The organism is Phormidesmis priestleyi BC1401, assembly GCF_001650195.1.
GTDB classification, from domain to species: Bacteria; Cyanobacteriota; Cyanobacteriia; order Leptolyngbyales; family Leptolyngbyaceae; genus Phormidesmis_A; species Phormidesmis_A priestleyi_B.
Map to the genome: position 1 here is coordinate 92,670 of NZ_LXYR01000009.1, position 23,075 is coordinate 115,744.

Below are 23,075 nucleotides of genomic sequence, written 5' to 3' on the forward strand. Positions count from 1 at the left end.
CTATTTCCACTAACTCTGGAGACTCAAAAAACGTTCTCGCATCCTCTAAAGACGACCATCTAGACAAGTGAATAATGCTATTTGCATTTTACGATTGAAACTCTTTAAAGAAATGAAGATCGATATCATATATTGTGCGCGGAATCAAACCAAGTTCTAGACTTCCAAACATATCAAGTAGCTTCTCTCCGTGAACTAATTCAATAGGTGGTACGCCATCACGTACTGCTTCTTTTTGAGCATCTGATGTAAACGTTCCAGTCGTCAGAATAATTCCTTTGTCTGCGCGACCCATCATCGCCCCACGAAAATCTCTAACTTGTGATACCGATACTGCACCTGAATATCGCTTGCACTGAAACAGCACTTTGAAGCTAACGAAGGGATTGACTTGCAAAATACCCTGCCCATCAATTCCTCCATCTCCTGAACGCCCTGTAACTATGACTTGCTCAAACCCTGACTCCCTGAGCAATCTTTGACAAAGGCGCTCAAATCCAGATGGCGGAAGTGACATCAACACTTCGAGTAATTTTTTGCGATACGAGAAATCGTCACTAACTGCCGTGTCCTTTGGAGCAATCGTTTCTTCAATTGTTTCATCCTCCTGAGATACCTTTTCTTGAATATCTCTTTCACCCTGGAACTCTGCGTGAATCTGTCGAAAAATAGTGAGCGCTTCATCAAGTGATAAAGAAGTAATCTCTCTGCCCTTGTCACTGAGACTCCAAACGCCCCGCTTTGAGGAGTCTACTAACCCTGCTTTGACTAAATAAAATCTTGCCCAAGCGACCTGATTATCAAAACGAGGTGCGCCCCCTTCAAGGAGATCTGTTCTATCTCGCTCAGAAATATTTAAGTGCTTTGCAATCACACTTCTAACTTCAGATGGACGACCCGAACCCCCCAACTCTTTGAGAGCTTCAATGGTGGGTGAGAAGAATTGAACAAATTTTGGTCCGCCCATTTATTGCCTCAAATGTTAATCTAAACTTCCTACCAATACGTTTTAAATACGCTTTTACAGATAGCTTAAGTCTAAGCTGACCGACATTTATTTTGCACAAGCTAGCGTCGGAAACCCATTTCCCATAGTGGGTAGGCTATCAAGTTAAATGAGGGTCAGTTTACCTAGCTCTAAATTTGTGCTGACTACTCAAAAATAAGAACCCAAGAGTCATTAGACTTGAATTCACTTTCCGGTCTTTACTTTCGCCTTTCTCATCTCTCGGAATCGTTGCTGAAGCGATCGTAGATCTGGAGCTTGTCCACCATAGCGCCAACTCACATACGCCTGAGAGATGTCTTGAATCGTTTGAGCACGACTCGTCTGTACTGCTTGAGATTGACGCGCATACTCTAACGGAGTCTGAGACGGATGCTTGCGAAATCCCTGCTTTTCTAACCAACTCAGCATTTGCTGATAAAGACTCTCCATCGGCGGCAGTTTTTTGAGCCAGCGACGATATCGCCATTTTTGCCAGCCTTGCCAACTCAGCCAGCCGAGAAAACTCAATCCCGTTAACAAAATTAAGCCACTAAATAAACCAATCCAGCCTCTAAAAAATAGACCGACTATCCACGAGAGAATACCACCGAGCCACTGCACGATCGCGCCAAACACACGATTCAGTACACTCGTCACGGGCGATGGCAACCAACCCGCAACCCACTTCCAAAACTTTTGCAGCACCGTAAACGTTTGGTCTTCTTCGATCGACGGCGGCACCAACTCATGTCCCGGAATCGGGTCAAACGCAAACCAGCCATAGTTTGGAAAATACACCTCGGTCATCGCATAGGCATCGGTGTTCTTCACCTCATACAGTCCGGTGAAGGGATTGAATTGACCCGGCGCAAACCCCGCTACAAGTCGAGATGGAATCCCGATCGACCTCAACATCACCGTCAACGCCGACGAAAAGTGATCCGGGTAGCCGCCCTTAAAGCGAAATAGAAATGCCTCGACGAGATCCTGATCCTTCGTCAAAGGCGGAATATCAGTCTGAATCGCGTATCGCTGCTTTAACGCCTGGGCAAGAAATAACGCTTTCTCATAAGGAGCCGTAATCGGTTGGGGCGATGTCGCTAAAAGCTCTTCGGTGCGCTTGCGAATCTTTTCTGAAGTCTTCTCAGGAGTTTGTAGATATAAACTACCATCAGGAACCGCTTCGATCGCGACTTTCTGCAACAGCGTCCGATTCCGGTAAGGAACCTCTGAGATCACTGTATACGTCAAACCTTCTCGCAGTCCGACGGGCGATCGTAGCCCTTCTTCAGCGTCGATCGCCACCTCCTGAGTCGGAAAATAAAGTTCTCTTGGCTGTGACATCGCCGGAATCAAATTCGGCAACTCAGTCACCATTGTGTAAGTTTGCACCACCTCTTTTTTACGGCTGAGGTTAAACATTTGCGGCAGATAAAATTGATATGCCGAGCTGGGACGCTTGACCGTGCGAGTATCCTTATTCCGCGAGAGTTCCCAGCCTTGACCTGTGTAGCGATCGAACGCCAACACGCGCCAAAATCCCTCCACTTGAGATCGGACTCGCATCACCACTCTCGGCTTCAGGTGTCCTCGTAGATTTTGGTTGATGCGATCGCTAAAGCCATAATAAAAGTCTTCATCCATCTGCCCACGGTCACTTTGTCCGCTCCCTTGTCCCGTCCCCCCTTTGCCGCCGCGCACATAGCCAGGATTGTTGACTCGGCGGTTGTCAAACTCACCCTGAGTCGCAACTTGAGCACTCATCGGAAAGCTTCGCAGTTGATAGCCAGAAAAGCGCGGCATCACAGCAAACACCGCTAAACCTAACGCTAAAGTTAATAGAAACGTTAATGGCAGCGCTGCAAAGTTGACCTTCCGAAGTTTGAGGGTTGGTTGACCCGATCGAGTCAGCCCCAATCGCGATCGATAGTCCATGACTAGGACAGGGAGCGCGATCGCCAAAAATACCAGCAGCATTCCCCCAAATGCCATCGTTTGACTCAGAGTGCTCGCCACCCCAATCAAAATAATGCCGATAACCATCGAGTAGCCTAAATCTTTACGGCGAGGCATATCAAAACTGTGCAGCACCTGAAGCTGAATCAGGAGTTCTGCTAAGACTAGCCGCGTGTCATTGAGTTCCCGTCCCCCGATCATGCGGACAAAAAACGCCGCCAATGCGACCAGCATCCCGATCGCCAACAAAAACTTAGTCGGAATATTACGCTCACGGCGGCGCATCCAACTCCAAGTCGCTCCCAGCAAACTAAGCGGCACTGCCCAAAAACTGAGAGTGGTATCTGCGGCAATATCAGTCGCCACAATTCCGACACTGACCAACGCCTGAGTCAGAATTCTAAACAGAATCGACTCTTCAATTTCTGGCATCGGCAACGCTTGGATTCGCTGCCACCATGACTGTCTCATTTAAAAAGGGTGAAGGGTAAAGGGTGAAAGATTCGTTTAAGGCTCATGGTGCCCCTATGCACCCGGAGGCTACCTAGAATGCTTCACCTGACTCTACCAATTTCTTTCTCGCTTTTAACCCTTTACCCCTCTCGTTTATCCTGCGCTCATCGGTCGAATCGCAAAAATCATCATATCTGCTTCGCCTAGCCGCACTTCTAGAGGATAGGTGCGATTAAGACTTAGCTCTCGAAGTTCTACACTCAAGCTACCCGCATCTTCACGATCGGCGAGCGCTTGCCACTGCTCTCCCTGAAACTGCAAGCTGCCACCGCAGGGTAGGTCTGCCTTGATTTGAAGCCGTCCGGTTTCCTGACCAAACTGGTGCTCTACCTTTAACGTAAGAATGCCGTGATCGGTAAGCCATCGCCGCTCGATCGTCGGCTGTTTGGGTGAGACGCTCAGCGTCAGAGAACTGATGATCTCTCGTGCTGCCAGCAGCGACAACGCCATCTGCTGAGTCTCGATCGCCTCGTCATATTGACTGGGAAGCTCTGCGCCTGCTTGGGTGGCAAGCTGCTGCAAGCTGACAGCCGTTGAACGGGCAGGAGACACCATAATGTATCCAGCCACATCATTCAGCAGACGAGATTGCCCTGGAAACAAGGAATCCACTGCTTTAACGAGTTTGGCACCTTCGCGCAGAGGAGACAGCAAGACTGACTGACACTGCTCTAAGAGTTCTAACAGAACTAATTCGGGCAGGGGCACAGGCAGACTGAGTTTGCGAAGTTGAGCCATCCATGACGAGGCGGCTAAAAAGATAGGGTGTTTGACTTCATTAGCGGTGTCTGAGCCATAGTCAGAAATCTCTTTTTCCCAGGGAAAGAGAGGCGGCTTATTTTGGATCTCAATTTGTAATCGATTTTTCAACAGAGTGTGAAAACGGTCTTGCACAGCAGGTATTTCTCCCGGTTTTAGTAGCATATCCTCCCCAAAGAGGTCGTCAGGACCGAACTCTGACATCTCAGAACTAGAGCGCTGCACGTTAGAGAGATACTCCTGAATGGCGGCGGCGATCTGGGGATCGCTGCTGTCAAACTCCAGATCAGGAGGAGTCAAACCAAGTTCCTGCAACAGCTTTAGGTAACTTTTCTGTAACGCTTCTGAGTCGCGATCCATTGTGATAACACCCTATTCATGAGGAGATTGGCTTCCTCCGGAATCTTGGTCATTCCGAATTTCCCAAGCCTGTTCCAGCAGTTTAAACCATTGTTTCTGAACTTGATTAATAGTGCATCCGAGAGTTTGGGCGATCGTCGCATCGGGCGCTTTCTGCTGCTTCAGATTCAAGAGCGTTGCCTGTGATGGCACAATGCGGTCTTGAAGCTGCTGCCACTGCTTGTTTGACAAACCAAGATGGTGCTCTAGGTCAACCTCTAGCCACTGATGCACCAGTTCCCAATGGTGAGAAAAGGCAAATCGAATCAGATGATATTTAAAGCGCTGCTGTAAATAATCTCGCTGACGCGGCGTTAATTTTAGCAATTGCTCAATTTCGTGGGCAGGCAGATCTCGCAGACGCAGCACAAAATATTCAATGCAGTCTGTTTGCTTGCGTTCTTCCAGGTAGGCGATCAGTTCTTTAATCACCGTTTGGCGCAGGGTGTCTTCTGCCATTTCTGGCTCTTGAGCCACCATCTGCTCTCGCACCTGCTGAATCGACGCAACATTCCACGGCGTTTCAGATTCTAATAGGGTTCCCTCGGCTGCCCGTTCTAAATCAACCAGCGTCTCGTTGGGCTGCTGCTGTGAGAAGGTTTGCGCTCGAAGAATGATGAGCTGCTGACTTCGGTGCCCAGGCAGGGGAATGCGGCGTTTGCCGTAGCGCTCGGTGAACGCCATATATTCTGCCAGTTCAATGAGGGTGCGGGGTGTGTAGGTTGCCCCTAGCTTGGTTTCTCGCCGAAAGGCAGTCAGCGACTCGACGTAGAACCCTTGCAGAAAATCTTCGATCAGGGTCAGGCGGGCTTGATAGCTCGACTGGCTAGCAGACGGATTGATATATCGATAAACGACTGCGCTCAAGTTGCTGTGGAGTTCTACTCGCCCGCGCACCGAACCCAGTCGATAATAGGTCAAACATTGCTGAAGTCGGTGTCGTGCTAGAGCGGTTGCCCAAGCGTCTGCTTCTCCAGAAGCCTGAATGCGGTTGCTTTGGGTGCAGATGCGCTCGACTTCTTGAGTGAGGCGATCGGCAACACCGTGACAACTTTTTTGCTCAGACGCGGTGGTTGCCTGTTTCAATTCGCTCGATAGTAGCTGAAAGATTGCTTCCACGCTCTGGCAGATATCCCCAACGATCTCTAAGGTCTTACAAATCAATTGCTTTCTCTCAATTTTGGGACGGCTAGATCACAATGATAGGTAGAAGAAACCCTGATTTTTTTGGACGGATTTGACTATGGACTTAGACAAACAGATTCAAGCGCTGGTTGAGGGTGCGCCCAAAGATGGCTCGACTCCTCAGTTGATTGAGTCGATCGCGCCTGTGCTCAAAACCCTGGCTCACCGATTGCGGCATTTGCACTATTACGTGATGCAAACGCTGGATGACAGTTGGGTGATGATTACCCTGGGTCATCGTTCGCAAACGGAAATCGAGAAAAACGTGATTTATGCGTTTCCCACTTTAAAGGATGTGGCAGCAGGACCGTTTGCGCTTTCCGATCCGAACGTAATTGCGGTGCCTGTTCCGGTCATGGAGATTTTGTTTCAAATGCTGGCGATGACGAGTATCTACAGCATGATCTTTTTTGAAACGCCGGGGAATGTAACTGTGGGAACAGAGGTGCAACGAGCCGAATTGGAAACCCTAATCCATCAATTTTTGCAAAGTCAGGTAGATGCAGATGCTCAAATCAATATTCCGAGTGATATTGCTTGAGTATTGTTCGGTTGATTTAAACACTGTGTTTAATCAAGTTTGAGGCTGTTGATCTTGAGGAATTGTAAAAAGAAACCTTCTTAAACTCTCAGGTCTTCAGTCTTATCTTGACTGAAAGTTAATCAGTAGTTTGGTCAACCGTTTATTCACGAGTTCTCATTGATTGTACCTACGATTGTCTCTCTTAAGGGAGAGATCAGCAATTCTGCTTAAATTCTTATATTCCAAGGCTTTCAGTTCATCTAATCTTCACACGATCGCTCCTGCTAGGGAAAATTGCTTACGTGATAGTAAAGGCTAAATTCAACCAAAATCGTGAGATTTGTAAGCTAACAAAGGGTTAAATCTAAGCAATTCAAACTAGGTTTCTACAAGATATGGCGGATGTTTATAAACTAAGATTTACTATTTCCATTCAATCTTTATCAATGCTTTAAACTGCGTTTTTAACTAAATTGAATAGATCTCTTGCAAAAGTCCCTGCCCTCACCCTAAATCCCTCTCCCAAGTTTGGGAGAGGGATTTTGAAATCTAGCTCCCCTTCTCCCAAGCTTGGGAGAAGGGGTTGGGGGATGAGGGCATCTTCGGACTTTTGCAAGAAGTTTAATGGAGGTTGCTTCCCACTGCTTCGATCGCGGCTTCCAAGGCGATCGCCACATGAGTCCAGTGAGTCCCGCCTTGGCAAAACACGACATAAGGCTCCCGCAGCGGACCGTCCGCCGAAAACTCAGAGGTGCTGCCGTCGATAAAGGTGCCGCCTGCCATCACAAGTTCGCTTTCATAGCCATGCATTTCGCCAGGAACCGGATCGAGGTAAGACCCGATCGGAGAATGAGTCTGAACCGCTCGACAAAAGGCAACAATTTTCTCTGGTGAACCGAGTTTGATCGCCTGAATCACATCCGATCGCGGTGCCATCGGCAGCGGATTGACCGGGTAGCCCAACTGCTCGAAGACATACGCCGTTAAATGGTTGCCCTTGATCGCTTCTCCGACCATCTGAGGAGCGAGAAACAACCCTTGGAACAGGAGCCGATTTAAGTCAAAGGTGGCACCACCAAAGCTGCCGACACCGGGAGCCGTAAGCCGACACGCTGCGGCTTCTACTAGATCGGCTCGACCTGCAATGTAGCCGCCTGTGGGCACGATCGTCCCGCCCGGATTTTTGATTAGAGAACCCGCCATCAAATCTGCACCTACGGCAGTCGGTTCGCGATCTTCAACAAATTCGCCATAGCAGTTATCGACAAAACAAACCGTGTCGGGGTTTTGTTGCTTGACGAGATGGATGACTTTCTCGATATCGACGATCGACAAACTCGGTCGCCAAGAATATCCACACGATCGCTGAATCGATACAAGTCGAGTATTGGGCTGAACGGCATGAGCTAAATTGCTCCAGTCGATCATTCCGTCTAGAGTTAGATCCAACTGTCGATAGTCGATGCCAAACTCTTTGAGTGATCCCTGTCCGGTGCCTCGTAGTCCGATGACTTCTTCGAGGGTGTCATAGGGTGCGCCCGCGACTGCCAGCATTTCATCACCCGGACGCAAAACACCGAATAGCGCTGCCGCGATCGCGTGGGTGCCAGAAACAAACTGCACTCTCACTGCCGCCGCCTCTGCCTCGACGATCTCGGCAAAGACGCGATCGAGCACTTGCCGACCCAGATCGTCGTGCCCATAGCCTGTTACGCCCGCAAAATGATGAACTCCGACTCGATGATTTCGATAAGCATTGAGGACTCGTGTTAAGTTTTTCTTGACCTGAGCGTCAATACCAGAAAAAATTGGAGTGAGTGTTTTTTCTGCTGCTCGTAACGTTGTAGCGCTATCCATTACAGTGTGGTTGGGTTAGAACGATAAAGTGGCGGGTGCGAATCGCTTGATCCCGTTTGAGTGGTCCGATCGATCGTCGATTCGGACGCAGCAAGGAGACCAAAAGATAGGGAAGCTCATTATACCTCTCGATTCTTTTGCTTCTTGAATCTCAATAGGGTCTGTTTTCGGGCAAACTGGGCACTGTGTTCCATATCGAGACTATTACTGCATGATCGCAACTTCAAAACAACTCCGCCTCGATTACCCCGTCATCTTATTTATGGCGGCGGTTCACACTGGCGCGCTCTTTGCTCTACTGCCCAGCAACTTTAGCTGGTCAGCCGTTGGGGTCGCTGTCTTCTTGCACTGGGTGACAGGTGGCTTGGGCATCACCCTTGGATTTCATCGTCTGGTAACGCACCGCAGCTTTCAGACTCCAAAATGGCTGGAATATTTTTTGGTGACGTGTGGTGCACTCTCCTGTCAGGGAAGCCCGATCGACTGGATCGGAATGCACCGAATTCATCACTTAAATTCTGACCAAGCAACTGATCCTCATGATTCTAATCAAGGTTTTTGGTGGAGCCACATGGGTTGGATGCTCTATGAAATTCCTTGTAGAGATCAAATCGCCCGCTTCACAAAAGACATTTCGGGCGACCCATACTATCAGTTTCTTCAAAAGAATTTTTTTGGTCTCCAAGTCGCATTAGGAATCGTTCTCTATTTGATTGGAGGCTGGTCTTTTGTCGTTTGGGGCGTGTTTGTGAGACTAGTAGCGGTTTTTCACTGCACCTGGTTTGTCAACAGCGCAACTCATAAGTTTGGCTATCAGTCTTATGAGTCAAACGATCACTCCAAGAATTGCTGGTGGGTGGCGGTTTTGACCTATGGCGAAGGCTGGCACAACAACCATCACGCTTATCAACACTCTGCCCGTCACGGCATGAAATGGTGGGAAATCGACATGACTTGGATGACGATAAAACTCTTACGATCGCTAGGGTTAGCCACAAAAGTGAAGTTAGCCGGAGAGGAATAATTCTGAATTTGAATGATAGACCTCTTGCGAAAGTCCCTGCCCTCACCCTAAATCCCTCTTCCAAGTGTGGGAGAGGGACTTTGAAATCTGGCTCCCCTTCTCCCACACTTGGGAGAAGGGATTGGGGGATGAGGGCATCTTCGGACTTTTGCAAGAAGTTTGATGAACTCAATTTCGATTCATCCTTCAAACCCTCTAAAACTGTCCAGTTCCCTGAACAATGTGCTTAGTGGTGGTCAAGGTTTCTAGACCGATCAAACCGCGACGGTGCCCTTTTTGGTTAGACATTCCTAAAAAGATTGCGTCTCCTTGCTTGGGGTTGCGATAAAAGCGGGGCGACGCGTTGATATAGGTTGAGGCGCTGTTGACTCCCAGAGCAAATTCTCGACTTTCTTGATAAGACTCGGTGGCGAGACAATCAGCGTGACCGCTACTGTGGTGATTGATCCAGTTAATCGCGGCTCCTAAATCATCGACCACTTTAAAGGCGACAACCCGATCGAGATACGCCTGATTCCATTCAGAATCTTCGGCTAAGAGCAGTTCTGAAAACTCAGTCACCAGTCGAGCATCGCCTCGAATCTCAAATCCCTTCTCTCTCAAACTGCGCCACAGCATCACGAGTAAGGAGGGATTTTGGTGTGGGTGGATCAAGACTTTCTCGATCGCGTTCACAGGGTCAGGCTCACTTAAATGACTGTCTTGAATCATCCAGCGAGTCACGTCTAAGCTGCCAGAAGGCGACCAATAGAGATAGCAATTGCCGATCGCCGACTTCAACACAGGGGCGGTAGACTGACGCACCACTTGCTGCACTAAACTCGGTCGCCCGTAGGGAATCACCAGGTTTAAGTAACGGTCTTGAATCACCAAATCTCGAATCGATGCTCCCTGATCTGCCGGAAGTGACTGCAAACAGTCGGGAGGTAAATCGGCATCTTCAACCGCAAATTGAAGAGCTTGAGCGATCGCCGCATTGGAGTGACTCGCCTCACTGCCGCCTTTAAGAATTAAGCTGTTGCCCGTCTTGATGCACAACCCTGCGGCGATCGCGCCCAGATCGGGAAATGCCTCATAGACCAGCGCAATCACGCCGAGCGGCATCAACTGAGAATAGGTTTGGCACTGATCTACCTGAAAATTTGCCGTCATCACGCGTCCGATCGGGTCTGGCAGCTCACTCAAGTGCTGCAAAATCTGAATCGTGTTCTGAATTCGCTCTGGAGTCAGCTTTAGCCAGTCGAGCAGCAGATCGGGGACTGCCATCTCCCGGCTCGTTTCCAGATCTAAGGTGTTTGCCTCTAAAATGTCGTTTTGCTGGCTTTTCAGCGCCTTTGCCATCGCCTGAACTGCGCGACTGCGAACGGTGCCTTTGGCGACTGAAAGCGCTAAGGAGGCATGATGGGCGTTGCGGACGACACTGGCGGGATCGAGAGGAGGTTCAAATAGTTCGGGGGTCATGAAGCTAACGGCGATAGGCTAACCAGACCATGAGCGCAGGCAAAACCGCCAACAGCAGCGCTACGACTACCAAAAGAATGCCGCCACCGCCATTGAGCGCCACCGGAAGCCAAATGCTCAACAAAACCAGAAGAATGCCCAGTGCGAGGGGCAAATAGCTGTCTCCTAAACCGGGATGGACGACATTCCACTGGTGTCCTGTCCAGCGCCACGATCGCTTATAGGGGTAAGTTGTAGACAGTTGCTCAATGACATAGCCCCCTTCTTCGACCACAAAAATTTGCTGACAGCGACTACAGCCAAATGCTTCGGTTAGGATAATCGGAGTCAAGTGTCCGCGACGACGACACGGACAGGGATAATCGCTATTTAATTCAATCTTGTGAGTTTTTTGGGATTGCACAAGCGACAAGGGGCGCGAGAGTTTTTAAGTAAAGAGATGAGTCAAGAAGAGTGGGCAAAGAGACTGCTGGTGAAGCTATCTCTTGAAAATTTTATCACCCTCTTTCTGAGTACAGAGCCTACCTTAATAATCAGTTGGGATTTGTGGCAGAAGGAGCAGATTTTTAATACCCACTGTTCCAGTGCATCGACAAGTTACGAACCGAGCTACCGGGCTTTGTTTCGTCGTCGATCGCTTTGACCACTCGCCGATAAATCTCTTCGGCTTGCTGGGGAGAGTTGCCAATGCTAGTTAGCCCTAGTTTACCAAATTCTGAGAGGCACCCGATTAAGTGAAAGACGGTGCCTGTCTCGGTGCTGGTGTCAAAATGAAGCTGATGATAGGCGATGATATCCATCAAGTCGTTGGGCAATAAACCTCGATAGTGGTCTCGTTGAAGATTGTCGGTGGCTTTGTAATATTTGGCGCGCCCCTGCTGGCTATAGAATAAACCGCTTGCGAGGTCATAGCGTCCATTAGTGAGAAACTTCAGCGTCATAAAGGGGTGAGTCGTGCCACCTTTGCGGAGATTGATCTCGATCGCTTGAAACTCCCATTTGCCTGTGTTGGGGTGCCGAACCACAACAAAATCTAGCCCGAATCGCTCTATCACGCCTTTTTTTGCTAACGTTTTGCCGACTCGCAAGCCCAAGTCTTGCAGTCGCAGCCGATATTCCTCATCTGCTGGAAAGCAGCAACCGAGGTAGATTTGACCATTGGGTCCACCGAGAATTTGGTCATGGGTTGAAAGGATTTCGACTTCTCCAACGGGATTGACGCGCCCCTGAACGCTGGGCGATCGCTTCTCGTCTCCTTCGATGAATGCCTCGGCGATCGCGCCCAATTCGGGAACGCGGCTGCCATAATTTTCCCAAGTTTCAGCTTTTGACTCGAAGTGCAGGGCGTGAAATTTGTTGAGAATCGTGCTGACTCGCTGTGGGTGAGTTGCCAATCCGGGAGCCATCTCTTTGAGAGGACGCAGATCGAGCAGCGCGTTGCCTTCTCCCGAAAATCCTTCGTTGAGTTTGATGACGACGCGTTTGAGATCGGGCTGTCGCTCCCAAAGCTCGGCGGTGACGATCGCTAACTCTTTGGCATCGTGAACCAACAGACTGCCATCGGGATGAGGCACCCCACTTTCAGCAAAAATTTGGCGACTGCCGCTTTTGGTGCCCCACTCTAGCAAATCGGGGTCGAGGGCAAATAAGGGGATGTCTAGCTCGACGGATAAATCTCGCTCTAGCGTCGTGGAGTTGTAGCAGATCATATAGGCACGATCGCGATCGACCGCCTGACGAATTCGCTCAATGAGTCGAGGGCGCTCAAGAATCTTCTGACTCAATGGCTTAGTCGCGCTGTCATAAGTCGAGAGCAGCAGGAGCCGATCGCGGGCGTGAGAAAAGGGAATTCCGGGCAGAAGTTGCAGATAATAGTCAATCACGCTGGGGTGAAGCGGCTGTGACGTGAGGTAAATCAGCCGAGTCCGAGGGTTTCTCAATCGAATCAGAGAAAACAGCAGCCGTTCTTCATAGTGCGAAAAGCCCTCAATTTTCAAGAGTTCTCGCTGGTCGATGCTGATCGAGGGAATGACCACAATATCGGCATCGCTGAGGTCAAACTGGTCTGAGTTGCGCCAGCGATCGCGCAGTTGGTCTTGAAGAAGCTGAAATTTGGCGATCTCAGCCCTTAGATTGAGCGTGTCCATAACGGCTATCTCCCGCGTAGTATGGGATACAAGTGATCATACAGATTGAGTTGTGATTCGCAATACGTGCGGAAGGTAGAAAATTTGAAGGCAGAAATGGAGAAGAAAGCCTTGCGGAGATCGCTGCTCGCAAAACGCCGATCGCAGCCTCTAGAAGAATGGCAGCAAACGAGTCAGCAAATTTGTGAACATTTAAAGGCGCTGCCTCTGGTTCAAAAAGCCAAAACAGTTTTGGCTTATTTTAGTTTTAGACAAGAACCTGATCTGAGTTTGCTCTTTTCGCTACCTAAAGTTTGGGGCTTTCCGCGTTGTGTCGAAAAATTGTTATCGTGGCACGTTCTTTCACCCGGTTTCCCTCCTAAAACTGGAGCTTACGGGATTCTTGAACCGTCTGCTGAGAGTCCGATTTTGGAGTCCGATCGAGTGGATTTGATTCTCGTGCCGTGTGTTGCGTGTGATCTGGGAGGCTATCGACTGGGCTATGGAGGCGGCTTTTACGATCGTCTCCTCAGTGCGCCAGAGTGGAAGGAGAAACCGACGATCGGGATCGTTTTTCAGTCTGCGGTGGTTTCTGAACTGGCGATCGACCCGTGGGATCATCCACTGCAAGGAATTTGCACTGAACAGGGATATTTGAGGATCAATTAATACCTTGATTGCTCTCTTTGCCATCGAAAAAAGTCTTCTAAAAAGTCTTGCAATCTCGTGTTGTGCTTGAGGCGTTGAGAATCCCATTCGATCGCAACTCTTGTCAAAATTTCAGAAAATGTAGGAGACGGAACCGCTAATTCTCTGAAGATTTGTATCTTGAGTTTTTGATTGATTGCAAGGGCGATCGTGCTAATCAATTCGCTTGCGTCACTGCTCACAATATGCGCTCCTAAAATCTCTCCATTACGACGAGTGATGACTTTACAAACTCCAGTTGTTTTATGTTGAATGTGCGCTTTTGCTAACGTCTTGAAAAATTGCCTCACCACCACAACGTCTTTTCCATAGGCTCGAATAGCTTGAGACTCGGTTAAGCCAACCCAAGCGAGTTGTGGATTCGTAAATATAATGTGAGGGATCTGACGATCGTCAATCTTAAATAACGGGAAAAACAACGCATTCTTTAATGCGACATTGGCTTCTTGTTGAGCGATCGAGTGAATGCGACTGCCGCAAACATAGATTTGATGATTTAACGTTTGCAGTTTGGTGTTGACGCGAACCGGAAACGAAACGCCCATTGCTTCTAGATTCAAAGACTCTAGATTGGGCTGTGATCCCGTTGCTAGGAGAATCTCATCGGTTTCGATCGCTTCGTCACCCGCCTGAACCCATTTTTTAGATTGAATCTTTCTCACTTGAGTAACGTGAGTGTGAGTCAACACACGAATTCCTTCGGCTTCTAACTGAGCTTGAATCAGAAAAGCGGCTTCTCGATCGGCAGTTTCTAGCATTCCACGGCTCAAAATTAGAGTGACGTGAGAGCCTAACTGAGTAAACGTGTGTGCAAGTTCAATGCCGATCTCATCATCGCCAATAATCACTAATTTTGATGGAACAATTTGCCCAATCGTTTCAGACGTTAAATAGCCTGTAGTTTGCAACCCTTCGATATTTGGAATCAGAGGAATGTGATCGGTTGCGATTAAGAAAGTCCGAGATCGTAGCACTCGCCCATTGACAACAAAACCAGAAAAAGGCTTGCGGCAAAATTCACCTACACTTGCAACAAATTCGATGCCTAGCGAAGCTAAAACGGCTGGCGATTCCAATTCTTGAAGACTAGATGCGATCGCGTCTGCCCATCTTTTTGCCTCCGTCAGTTGTGGCGCTTCGGAAACCATTTCTGACGCATAGAAACTGAGTTGATTTGCCCGATCGAGGCGTTGAGAAATTTCTCCAATCTCTGCAAAGGCACGACGAACGATCGTCGAATCGGAACGAGTGTTTTGTGCCACGAGCGCCACTCTTGCTTTTAATCGTGCAGCAGAGACGGCGGCGTGAATTCCCGCAGGGGTGTTTCCGATGACAACCAAATCATAGTCAACTGCCATAGATCTCTACAAAACGTCGGTTAAGCCTGCGATCAGGCGTTGATTTTCAGACTCAGACCGCACCGCCACTCGAAAGTAACGATCGCCCAATTCTGGAAAACTTACACAATCTCGAATCAAAATCTGGTGCTGTTTTAAGAGTCGCTGTTGAATCTCAGGCACCGACTGGTCTGACCGCACTAAGAAAAAATTAGCCGCACTCGCATAGGGATGCAATCCCGGCAAGGCTGATAGCCCTTGAAATAGTTTAGGTTTGGCGACTTCTAACCAATTCCACGTCTGCTGCTGAAACTCGGTATCTGACAACATCGCCTCAGCCGCAACCGACGCTAAAACGTTAACCGACCACGGATCTCGGCGAGTTTGCCACACTTTTAAGTAATCGGGATGCGCGATCGCATATCCCAGCCGCAATCCGGGCAGACTATAGAATTTTGTCAGCGATCGCAAGATCACCAAATTTGGATAGTGCTGCACATCGTCAATGAGACTTTGCTGACGATCGGGGGGCAAAAAATCCATAAATGCCTCATCGACCACTACCAGCGAGAATTCTTTTAGGCAAAATAGAATCGACTCTCGTGAAAACAGTTGCCCCGTCGGATTGTGGGGATTGTTGAGCAACAAACCTTCACAAGTCGGTTGAATCACGGCAGAAAGATCCATTGAGACCGACTCAAAGCCTCGCTGATTTCCTGCAAAGTCAAAAGGACACCGATGCACCTTCGCATCAAAGGCGCTCAATGCCCGAAAATAATCGCTAAACCCTGGCGTGAGCACCTGAGTAGCATCTAACGTTGCCAAATCCCAGCAAGCCCAGGTGAGCAACTCGGCGGCACCATTTCCGGGCAAAATCCAGTCAATCGACAACTGATGAAACCGAGCGATCGCCGATCGCAGTCGCCGATAATCTGGGTCAGGATACTCCCGCACCAGATTTAAGTTGGATTGAATTGCCGCGATCGCCGATTGAGGAGGACCCAACGGGCTAATGCTGGCAGAAAAATCAAGAATGGCAGAGGGAGAACAGCCAGCCAGTTCTGCTGCCCAAGCCAAATTCCCCCCGTGCACTGGTCGATTCAAAAAGGTTGCCTGTTGAATAATTGAGCGAGTTATTTAGCGGGAGCGACCTTCTCTTTAAAGAGTTTCCCAGCCGAGAAAGCAGGAACCTTGGTCGCCGGAATCTCCATCTTATCGCCCGTTTTGGGGTTGCGCCCTTCACGAGCCTTGCGCTCACGCGGCTCAAACGAGCCAAACCCCACGAGCGTTACTTTGTCACCCGAAGATACGGCTTCAACGATCGTTTCAATCACAGCCGTCAAAACGGCATCAGCTTGTTTTTTGGTGACACTGGCTTTATCAGCGACGGCATCTACGAGTTCGCCCTTGTTCATATAAATCTCCTCAGAGGTTGTCTTGTGGGTAATTGGGTGTCTCACAGTGAGACTAAAAATGAAGGTTCGAGGGGGTCAGCTCAAAACGGCTGAAACTCCCATTCACTCGAATTTTCAATGACCCATTCTATAGGCTGTTTTACACATATGGAGCGTCAAACGCTTTAAGTTATATAGACTTCAGCGCTTTTTAGCCAAATTTGAGCAAATCAATAAGCATTTATGCTTAATCGCAAGAATTGTTCACTAAGAAAAGTTACGATATTCCCGCTCTCTCTGGTTTTGAGTGAGATCAGAGGCGCGATCGCAGAAAAGAATAATAGACCGCGATCGTGTCTCATTTGAGAACGCTCACATCCAATCCACTGCAAATTTGCGTTCTAGCGTTCCTAGCCCTAGCTGATCAGAGCCGATCGCGGGCACTTCAAACAACGCCACCATATCTTTGAGACTGGGGTTACCGCGACTCGCCCCCGTTAACCCTTTGGCAATTACCAACCCACAATAGCCTTTTGTCTTTTTGCAGCGCTGATCCCACTTCTTTCGCGCTTGCAGATGAGTTGGCTCGTCTTCCTCAAATTCGCCAAATAGGTGAAGCTCATCGTTGCCCGTTTGCAAAAGTCCGAGGTCATAATGATCGCCCACAAATGGGTCAGACCCCGGATTAAAGCAGATGCCCGTAATTCCTCCAGCCGATTGAATCTCTGCGATCATTGCCTTTGCTTTGGGTCGCGACGTTTGAATCAAAATCACGGGCAAGCCTTCTCCCACTTCGGCGGGTTCTCCGGGCTGGTGATAGTCAAGCTGCGATCGCATTCGTTCCACCGTCTCCCACGGAATTACGCCCAGGCTGAGAAACGAATTTTCGGGCACCAGGTCATCGCGAATCACCGGAAAAGCCGCCTCTTCGTCATCGCCTACTAGCGCAAACAGTTCGTCTGCTACGTCAGGCATCGTCGCCACTTTGACCGACACCAGAGCAACGTCTGCGTCTGCCCCTTTGGGCACCGGAATTTTATAGCGACTGCTGATCGGCGGAAAAGCATCGTTTTCTAGTTTGCGACGATGTTGACGCACAAATCGATGCAGGGCTTCAAGCACCACCAAGAGAGCGATCGCTTCTTCGTCATAGAGAAACGATCGGATGCCTTCTAACGGATGCAGATTGCCAAAAACAGGCTTGATGTCTGAATCGTCTGATTCTGCAAGATCAAATTCTTCCTCAAATTCTTCCTCTTCACGATCCGCTTCGTAGGTGACAAACAGACAGTCTTGCCCCAAAAAAGCCTCTTCCATCTGTTCAAGCGACTCATTTGCCAGCACTCGCTGCCGAAATTGCTTGAGAGAATCGAGCGATCGATACAGCAAGATGCCATACTCCATGCCCAACATCCCCATCACAGAGGCATAGACCGTGCTGAGATCCCACTGATTCAACTCGATTTCTAAAATCTGATGATCCCCCAGCATCTCCCAGGGGGCATCTTGCCAAATCTCTTCTGCCTTCTCAATCAGCGGATCGGCAAACTGGGGCGGCAGTTTTGGCGGGCGCGTCTCTGCTACATCTTGAAAGCCGCGAAAAATCTCATCAATCAGCGGCAGTTCGGGCACATAGTCCAAAACGATCTCTAAGTCTTGCAGCACGCCCCGCAGATAAAACTGAGTTTCACGATCTCGCACCACAATTTTTTGCGGTCTAGCGGGTTGCCCAGGATTGTGAGGATGCTCCATCGCGCGCAGTAGAGTTCGCACGATCGCTTCCGGTCCCGTTTCTGCCGGAACCACATCCATCGCGCGCACAACTCCCATCGACCCATCGACCCAGAGAATGCACTCGCCGTCTGGCTTAGAGGGTGATGCACTCGGCTCTGTCCAGTCGGTCTGCGCCATCGGTGAACCAGATGAAAGGGGACGACGATCGCCCTCCCACACGTTAGGAAACTGCGGCAAATCAAGAAGCCGACGACGAGTAGCACGATTGAGACCAGTCATAACCAAGCCAGATAACGGAAGAACAGAGCCGACATTCGGGCAGCAGACTTTATAGTAAACGTTAATTCTTCTCCTCACCGACATTCTGCCAAGCCCTCCTTCAGCATAGCCAGCCAGGTCAAGTTATGAGTCACGAATCAGTTTTCAGTCAATAATCGATAAGATGGTGAGATAGAGACGATCGATTTTTGATGTAGCCAAGGAGTCAGACGGGCAGATGACACAAACCATCCAGTCTCAACAACGCGGAATTATGATGAGCGAGACCGCGCTCAAGCATGTGATGCTGCTGCGAGAAAACCAAGGAAAAGATCTTTGTCTGCGGGTCGGCGTTCGGGGCGGCGGCTGCTCTGGAATGTCTTACACGATGGATTTTGAAGATCCTAATAACATTCGTCCTGATGATGAAGTCTATGATTACGGCGGCTTTCAAGTGATCAGCGACCCCAAAAGCTTGCTCTATCTCTATGGTCTGATGCTGGACTATAGCGATGCTTTGATTGGCGGCGGCTTCCAGTTCACCAATCCCAACGCTAGCGCGACCTGTGGCTGCGGAAAGTCATTCACGACGTAGGAGATCGGGGGTCATGGGTTCAGAAATAATCGCTCATGACCGATTCAGTTGTTCAAATTTCTAGTTCGATCATGACCCAAACCATTGAAACGCTCTTTGACGAAGGGCTTGAACGCTATAAAGCTGGAGAAGACCCAGAGGCGTTAATTCCAGTGTTTAAAGATATCTGCGATCGCTCTCGCAAAAGTAGCTCTGCCTGGACGTGTCTAGCATGGCTTTATCTGTTGGCAGACAAGCCTTTATTGGCGCTGACTGCGGCTCAAAAAGCAGTCAAGTTAAACCCTCAAGACCCTCAAGCGCGAGTCAATCTCGTGATGGCGATGTTAGAGCTATCAAAACCTGGGGTTAGACCTCACATTGAGATTGCTCAACAGTTGACGACGCTGCCTGAGTTGGGCGATGAAGTCAAGCAAAACATTGCCGATGGATTTACGCGTAAGCCTGACTGGAAGAGTTTGCAGCGTGTGAATGCTTGGTTGTTTGAATCCTAAAAGATTCAGGACTTGTGGAAAATCGATAGAGTCTGCCCTGCACGGCTGGCTCTATTTTTTTGACTCTATGCAATCCGTCATTCTCAGAAATGGATGAGTGAAAGTTAGTAAATTTAGAAGAACCGTAAAGCTCGATCGTTCCCTGTCTCCTAAACCTCATAGCTGAAACCTGCGTCAGTTGAGCAGATAGCAGGAAGCTGTCTATTTCTAAATTGCAATCTTGAGTTTATGTGTCGCAGTCATTCCGTTACGGCATCAAGGAGTTAGAGATTCAAGCCGATCGAGGGATTAGAATTGAAGAAAATATTCTGTTAAGCAACATCTGTCATCTACTCAGGAAGCGTAGTTTTTTATGGTCTCTACTTTTGCGAATCCGTCTACGATCGATTTTTCTCGGATTCGTCCAGAGATTCAAGCACTGCACACTCAGTTAGTTGAGTGGCGCAGACGGCTGCATCAACATCCTGAACTGGGCTTTTGTGAGCAGTTGACTTCAGAATTTGTTGCCCAAAAACTTCAAGAATGGGGCATTGATCATCAGACTCAAATCGCGAAAACTGGAGTCGTGGCGATCATTCAAGGCGATCGTCTGGGGCGGGTTTTGGCAATTCGGGCAGATATGGATGCGCTGCCGATTCAGGAAGAAAACGAGGTGCCCTACAAATCGCAGCACGACGGACTGATGCACGCGTGTGGTCACGATGGACACATCACGATCGTCCTTGGCACTGCTTATTATTTGTCACAACACCGTGACTTTGCAGGAACCGTCAAAATCATTTTTCAACCTGCCGAAGAAGGTCCGGGGGGTGCCCAGCCAATGGTAGAAGCGGGTGTACTCAAAAATCCTGATGTCGATGCCATTGTTGGGCTGCATTTGTGGAATCAACTGCCATTAGGGACAGCAGGTGTGCGATCGGGGGCGTTAATGGCAGCCGTCGAGACGTTTCGCTGCACGATTTTTGGCAAAGGTGGACATGGCGCAATTCCGCAACAAACGATCGACTCGATCGTTGTGGCTTCTCAAGTGGTGAATGCTCTGCAAACGATCGTGGCGCGAAACATTGACCCGATCGAGTCGGCAGTCGTGACCGTGGGTGAATTTCATGCCGGAACCGCGTGTAACGTGATTGCTGACACAGCTCGTATGAGCGGCACTGTCCGATATTTCAACCCAAATTATGGCGATTATTTTGCCCAGCGCATCGAGCAAGTGATCGCTGGAATCTGCCAGAGTCACGGTGCGAGATATGAGTTGGATTATCAGAAACTGTATCCGCCTGTAATCAATGATGTCGCGATCGCCGATTTGGTACGATCTGTCGCTGAAACCGTGATTGAGTCGCCGTTGGGAATCGTCTCTAACTGTCAAACGATGGGCGGCGAAGATATGTCATTCTTTCTGCAAGCGGTTCCGGGCTGTTACTTCTTTTTGGGGTCTGCTAACGCTCGAAAAGGATTAGATTTTCCTCATCATCATCCTCGCTTCGATTTTGATGAGACCGCTCTCAGCATGGGAGTCGAAATCTTTGTGCGGTGCGTTGAAAAATTCTGTAAACCTTAACTTAGAATCTGCGGGTCTACAGCTTTTCTCAAATTTCTACCTCTTTAGTGAGATTGTGAGTCATTACTAACAATCTTCAATTTTGTACAAGAGCTATCTATAAGCTTTGTCTAATCTAGACTTCAGAGATTAGAAACTTTGCTGTGGATACATCAGATCATCAGAAGGCTTTCTGGTCTAATGCAAATCATAATCATAACGATTATGATTTAAGAAGAGATTACAGTCCGTTGAACCCTGATTTTTAGGAAACCTATATGGCTCACCAATTAGCTCCGTTACCCTACAGCTATGATGCTTTAGAGCCTTTCATCGACACTCAGACGATGCAGTTGCACCACGATAAGCACCATGCTGCTTATGTGAACAACCTAAATGGTGCGATCTCAAACTACGCTGATCTGCAAAGCAAAAGCGTTGAAGAGTTGGTCAAAATGCTCGACAGCGTTCCCGAAGACATTCGCGCAACGATACGCAACAACGCTGGCGGCGATGTCAATCACACAATGTTTTGGCAAATCATGAAGCCCAACGGCGGCGGAGAGCCAGCGGGTGACCTGGCTCGTGAGATCGATCGCACCTTTGGCACCTTTGACACCTTCAAACAGCAGTTTAACGACGCGGGTGTAAAGCGTTTTGGCAGCGGTTGGGTTTGGCTCGTGAAAAACAATCAAGGAACTCTGCAAATCACAAGCACTGCTAATCAAGATAGCCCTTTGAGCGAGGGTTATTATCCCATCATGGGAAATGACGTTTGGGAACACGCTTACTATTTAAAGTATCAAAATCGTCGTCCAGAATACTTAAATGCCTGGTGGAATGTGATCAATTGGGATGAGATCAACCGCCGTTTTGCTAAGTCTCAGTCCGCTACCTAACTCTTGTAGTGAACTGGTAACTTTAAACTTGGTTTAAAATAGGGATCACCATACCCTGTGATCGAAGTCACTAGAGCTGAACCATCTGCCAGACATACTGTACAAGACTCAACTTTAGCCGAGTCATCAACAGGGAACACACGACTGACCGACAGGTTTCTGATAGAGACTGTCGGTTTTTTGTTATAAAGCAAAAATAATGCGTAGTTAGCAGATGCTCGCCATTAGTTGGGAATCGAGTGCTGATGAGTTTGGATATAAATTAGTCCTCACCCTAGCCCTCTCCCTTAAGAGAGGGAACAAGATTTCTCCTCTCCAATGAGAGAGGGGGTGAGGGCAATTCAAGCGATCGGAGAGTCTCAAACGATATGATGAATGCGTCTTTATGCGTGAATCACAAATGCCCCAGGTCGTTGCCGCCTTTTATAAGTTTGTGCGGCTTTCTGATTGGGTCGAGTTGAGAGACCCCTTATTGTCATGTTGCTCAGATCAGGGCGTAAAAGGAACAATCTTGCTGGCGGAGGAAGGGATCAACGGCACGATCGCCGGGTCTCGCACCGCCATCGATACCGTTCTGGCATTTCTCAGAGCCGACCCTCGACTGGCAGATTTAGAGTCTAAAGAGTCCTGCACTGAGCTACCATCCTTCGATCGCATCAAGGTCAAACTCAAAAAAGAAATTGTGACGTTGGGGCTGTCAGCGGTCGATCCGAGTCGGCAAGTTGGCACTTATGTTAGCCCGCACGACTGGAACGCGCTGATCTCTGACCCAGACGTGACGGTGATCGATGTTCGCAATCAGTTTGAAGTTGGGATTGGCAGCTTCGATCGAGCCATCGACCCTTGTACAAAATCCTTTCGTCAGTTTCCTGACTATGTGCGATCGCACCTCGCCTCTAATCAACACAAAAAAGTCGCAATGTTTTGCACAGGTGGAATTCGCTGTGAGAAAGCATCGGCTTTTATGCTCTCGGAAGGGTTTGAAGAGGTCTATCACCTCCAGGGTGGCATTCTCAAATATCTTGAAGAAGTGCCTGATGAGCAAAGTCTATGGCGAGGAGAGTGCTTTGTGTTTGATCATCGGGTTGCCGTCATTCAGGGAGTGACTGAAGGGTCATTTGAGATACGCCGCGACTGTGGTCATCCCATTTCTGAAGCCGATCAAACGACTGACCCCTCAAAAACCCCGTGTCCTCATTGCGATCGAAGGGTATCTCCTTCCTTAGGCTGAGGAATCGAGGGTTTGTGTAAAGAATAATCAGAACAAGTGTGAGGATGACTTTGAATTGCGAATTTTCGAGCAATTTGTCCAACGTTCACGATAA

At 48.8% G+C, this 23,075-nt stretch carries 20 protein-coding genes; 8 read left to right on the forward strand and 12 right to left on the reverse strand.

From position 1 onward, the window contains the following. Nucleotides 1-88: 88 nt before the first annotated feature. The 4 genes from A8707_RS07345 to hetZ form a co-directional block, all read right to left on the reverse strand. The gene (locus A8707_RS07345; protein WP_068816152.1) at nucleotides 89-967 is read right to left on the reverse strand and encodes a restriction endonuclease; all 879 of its coding nucleotides are present in this window, start codon (nucleotides 965-967) and stop codon (nucleotides 89-91) included. A 225-nt stretch (nucleotides 968-1,192) separates the two neighbouring features. Further along, nucleotides 1,193-3,415 carry a transglutaminase TgpA family protein gene (locus A8707_RS07350; protein WP_068816153.1) on the reverse strand — a complete coding sequence of 741 codons (2,223 nt, stop codon included), beginning with the start codon at nucleotides 3,413-3,415 and terminating at the stop codon, nucleotides 1,193-1,195. Nucleotides 3,416-3,550: 135 nt separating this feature from the next. Continuing rightward, entirely contained in the window at nucleotides 3,551-4,576 is a 1,026-nt protein-coding gene (locus A8707_RS07355; RefSeq protein WP_068816154.1) for a hypothetical protein, read from the reverse strand. A gap of 12 nt (nucleotides 4,577-4,588) precedes the next feature. After that, a complete protein-coding gene (hetZ, locus tag A8707_RS07360; RefSeq protein ID WP_231947970.1) occupies nucleotides 4,589-5,779 on the reverse strand; it encodes a heterocyst differentiation protein HetZ in 1,191 nt (396 codons plus the stop codon). A gap of 79 nt (nucleotides 5,780-5,858) precedes the next feature. Between hetZ and A8707_RS07365 the strand changes: the two genes are divergently transcribed. Further along, on the forward strand, nucleotides 5,859-6,341 hold the full coding sequence (locus A8707_RS07365) for a hypothetical protein (RefSeq protein WP_068816155.1): 483 nt from the start codon (nucleotides 5,859-5,861) through the stop codon (nucleotides 6,339-6,341). A gap of 603 nt (nucleotides 6,342-6,944) precedes the next feature. On the opposite strand, the gene A8707_RS07370 is transcribed toward A8707_RS07365, so the two are convergent. Further along, nucleotides 6,945-8,180: a methionine gamma-lyase family protein gene (locus A8707_RS07370; RefSeq protein WP_068816156.1), complete on the reverse strand. Its 1,236-nt coding sequence runs from the start codon at nucleotides 8,178-8,180 to the stop codon at nucleotides 6,945-6,947. Nucleotides 8,181-8,391: 211 nt separating this feature from the next. On the opposite strand from A8707_RS07370, the gene A8707_RS07375 reads away from it, so the two are divergent. Continuing rightward, nucleotides 8,392-9,204, forward strand: coding sequence for an acyl-CoA desaturase (locus A8707_RS07375; protein ID WP_068816157.1), 813 nt, complete (start codon nucleotides 8,392-8,394; stop codon nucleotides 9,202-9,204). A gap of 195 nt (nucleotides 9,205-9,399) precedes the next feature. Here A8707_RS07375 and A8707_RS07380 read toward each other — a convergent pair whose 3' ends face one another. The 3 genes from A8707_RS07380 to A8707_RS07390 form a co-directional block, all read right to left on the reverse strand. Beyond that, complete coding sequence (locus A8707_RS07380; RefSeq protein WP_068816158.1) at nucleotides 9,400-10,665, reverse strand: glutamate-5-semialdehyde dehydrogenase; 1,266 nt, start codon at nucleotides 10,663-10,665, stop codon at nucleotides 9,400-9,402. A gap of 4 nt (nucleotides 10,666-10,669) precedes the next feature. Continuing rightward, entirely contained in the window at nucleotides 10,670-11,068 is a 399-nt protein-coding gene (locus A8707_RS07385; protein WP_068816159.1) for a hypothetical protein, read from the reverse strand. Nucleotides 11,069-11,231: 163 nt separating this feature from the next. Further along, complete coding sequence (locus A8707_RS07390; RefSeq protein ID WP_068816160.1) at nucleotides 11,232-12,812, reverse strand: peptide ligase PGM1-related protein; 1,581 nt, start codon at nucleotides 12,810-12,812, stop codon at nucleotides 11,232-11,234. 96 nt (nucleotides 12,813-12,908) lie between these two features. On the opposite strand from A8707_RS07390, the gene A8707_RS07395 reads away from it, so the two are divergent. Further along, a complete protein-coding gene (locus tag A8707_RS07395; RefSeq protein WP_068816161.1) occupies nucleotides 12,909-13,460 on the forward strand; it encodes a 5-formyltetrahydrofolate cyclo-ligase in 552 nt (183 codons plus the stop codon). Here the strand turns inward: A8707_RS07395 and A8707_RS07400 are convergent. From A8707_RS07400 to A8707_RS07415, 4 genes are all read right to left on the reverse strand, one after another. Next, nucleotides 13,457-14,857, reverse strand: coding sequence for a dihydrolipoyl dehydrogenase family protein (locus A8707_RS07400; RefSeq protein ID WP_068816162.1), 1,401 nt, complete (start codon nucleotides 14,855-14,857; stop codon nucleotides 13,457-13,459). The two genes, A8707_RS07395 and A8707_RS07400, sit on opposite strands and share 4 nt — an antisense overlap. Before the next feature lie 6 nt (nucleotides 14,858-14,863). Continuing rightward, nucleotides 14,864-15,940 carry a threonine-phosphate decarboxylase CobD gene (cobD, locus tag A8707_RS07405; protein WP_068816163.1) on the reverse strand — a complete coding sequence of 359 codons (1,077 nt, stop codon included), beginning with the start codon at nucleotides 15,938-15,940 and terminating at the stop codon, nucleotides 14,864-14,866. 29 nt (nucleotides 15,941-15,969) lie between these two features. After that, a complete protein-coding gene (locus A8707_RS07410; protein ID WP_068816164.1) occupies nucleotides 15,970-16,251 on the reverse strand; it encodes an HU family DNA-binding protein in 282 nt (93 codons plus the stop codon). 351 nt (nucleotides 16,252-16,602) lie between these two features. Next, on the reverse strand, nucleotides 16,603-18,243 hold the full coding sequence (locus A8707_RS07415; protein WP_068816165.1) for a DUF6930 domain-containing protein: 1,641 nt from the start codon (nucleotides 18,241-18,243) through the stop codon (nucleotides 16,603-16,605). 217 nt (nucleotides 18,244-18,460) lie between these two features. On the opposite strand from A8707_RS07415, the gene A8707_RS07420 reads away from it, so the two are divergent. The 5 genes from A8707_RS07420 (at nucleotide 18,461) to trhO (ending at nucleotide 22,981) form a co-directional block, all read left to right on the forward strand. Further along, on the forward strand, nucleotides 18,461-18,817 hold the full coding sequence (locus A8707_RS07420) for a HesB/IscA family protein (protein WP_068816166.1): 357 nt from the start codon (nucleotides 18,461-18,463) through the stop codon (nucleotides 18,815-18,817). Between the two features lie 71 nt (nucleotides 18,818-18,888). After that, the gene (locus A8707_RS07425; protein WP_068816186.1) at nucleotides 18,889-19,308 is read left to right on the forward strand and encodes a tetratricopeptide repeat protein; all 420 of its coding nucleotides are present in this window, start codon (nucleotides 18,889-18,891) and stop codon (nucleotides 19,306-19,308) included. A 352-nt stretch (nucleotides 19,309-19,660) separates the two neighbouring features. Further along, nucleotides 19,661-20,872 (forward strand): M20 metallopeptidase family protein, encoded by a 1,212-nt coding sequence (locus A8707_RS07430; RefSeq protein ID WP_068816167.1) that lies wholly within the window; start codon nucleotides 19,661-19,663, stop codon nucleotides 20,870-20,872. Nucleotides 20,873-21,129: 257 nt separating this feature from the next. Further along, complete coding sequence (locus tag A8707_RS07435) at nucleotides 21,130-21,750, forward strand: superoxide dismutase (RefSeq protein ID WP_068816168.1); 621 nt, start codon at nucleotides 21,130-21,132, stop codon at nucleotides 21,748-21,750. Between the two features lie 385 nt (nucleotides 21,751-22,135). Next, nucleotides 22,136-22,981 carry an oxygen-dependent tRNA uridine(34) hydroxylase TrhO gene (gene trhO / locus A8707_RS07440; protein ID WP_231947971.1) on the forward strand — a complete coding sequence of 282 codons (846 nt, stop codon included), beginning with the start codon at nucleotides 22,136-22,138 and terminating at the stop codon, nucleotides 22,979-22,981. Nucleotides 22,982-23,075: the final 94 nt, after the last annotated feature.

What these genes read in the sequence shown, in the direction of transcription:
- A8707_RS07355 (WP_068816154.1), bottom strand. Translation starts at nt 4,576, where the DNA reads ATGGATCGCGACTCAGAAGCGTTACAGAAAAGTTACCTAAAGCTGTTG.
- A8707_RS07375 (WP_068816157.1), top strand. Translation starts at nt 8,392, where the DNA reads ATGATCGCAACTTCAAAACAACTCCGCCTCGATTACCCCGTCATCTTA.
- A8707_RS07415 (WP_068816165.1), bottom strand. Translation starts at nt 18,243, where the DNA reads ATGACTGGTCTCAATCGTGCTACTCGTCGTCGGCTTCTTGATTTGCCG.
- A8707_RS07365 (WP_068816155.1), top strand. Translation starts at nt 5,859, where the DNA reads ATGGACTTAGACAAACAGATTCAAGCGCTGGTTGAGGGTGCGCCCAAA.
- A8707_RS07425 (WP_068816186.1), top strand. Translation starts at nt 18,889, where the DNA reads ATGACCCAAACCATTGAAACGCTCTTTGACGAAGGGCTTGAACGCTAT.
- A8707_RS07350 (WP_068816153.1), bottom strand. Translation starts at nt 3,415, where the DNA reads ATGAGACAGTCATGGTGGCAGCGAATCCAAGCGTTGCCGATGCCAGAA.
- A8707_RS07435 (WP_068816168.1), top strand. Translation starts at nt 21,130, where the DNA reads ATGGCTCACCAATTAGCTCCGTTACCCTACAGCTATGATGCTTTAGAG.
- A8707_RS07390 (WP_068816160.1), bottom strand. Translation starts at nt 12,812, where the DNA reads ATGGACACGCTCAATCTAAGGGCTGAGATCGCCAAATTTCAGCTTCTT.
- A8707_RS07370 (WP_068816156.1), bottom strand. Translation starts at nt 8,180, where the DNA reads ATGGATAGCGCTACAACGTTACGAGCAGCAGAAAAAACACTCACTCCA.
- A8707_RS07395 (WP_068816161.1), top strand. Translation starts at nt 12,909, where the DNA reads ATGGAGAAGAAAGCCTTGCGGAGATCGCTGCTCGCAAAACGCCGATCG.
- trhO (WP_231947971.1), top strand. Translation starts at nt 22,136, where the DNA reads ATGCGTGAATCACAAATGCCCCAGGTCGTTGCCGCCTTTTATAAGTTT.
- A8707_RS07410 (WP_068816164.1), bottom strand. Translation starts at nt 16,251, where the DNA reads ATGAACAAGGGCGAACTCGTAGATGCCGTCGCTGATAAAGCCAGTGTC.
- A8707_RS07430 (WP_068816167.1), top strand. Translation starts at nt 19,661, where the DNA reads ATGGTCTCTACTTTTGCGAATCCGTCTACGATCGATTTTTCTCGGATT.
- A8707_RS07345 (WP_068816152.1), bottom strand. Translation starts at nt 967, where the DNA reads ATGGGCGGACCAAAATTTGTTCAATTCTTCTCACCCACCATTGAAGCT.
- A8707_RS07400 (WP_068816162.1), bottom strand. Translation starts at nt 14,857, where the DNA reads ATGGCAGTTGACTATGATTTGGTTGTCATCGGAAACACCCCTGCGGGA.
- A8707_RS07380 (WP_068816158.1), bottom strand. Translation starts at nt 10,665, where the DNA reads ATGACCCCCGAACTATTTGAACCTCCTCTCGATCCCGCCAGTGTCGTC.
- A8707_RS07420 (WP_068816166.1), top strand. Translation starts at nt 18,461, where the DNA reads ATGACACAAACCATCCAGTCTCAACAACGCGGAATTATGATGAGCGAG.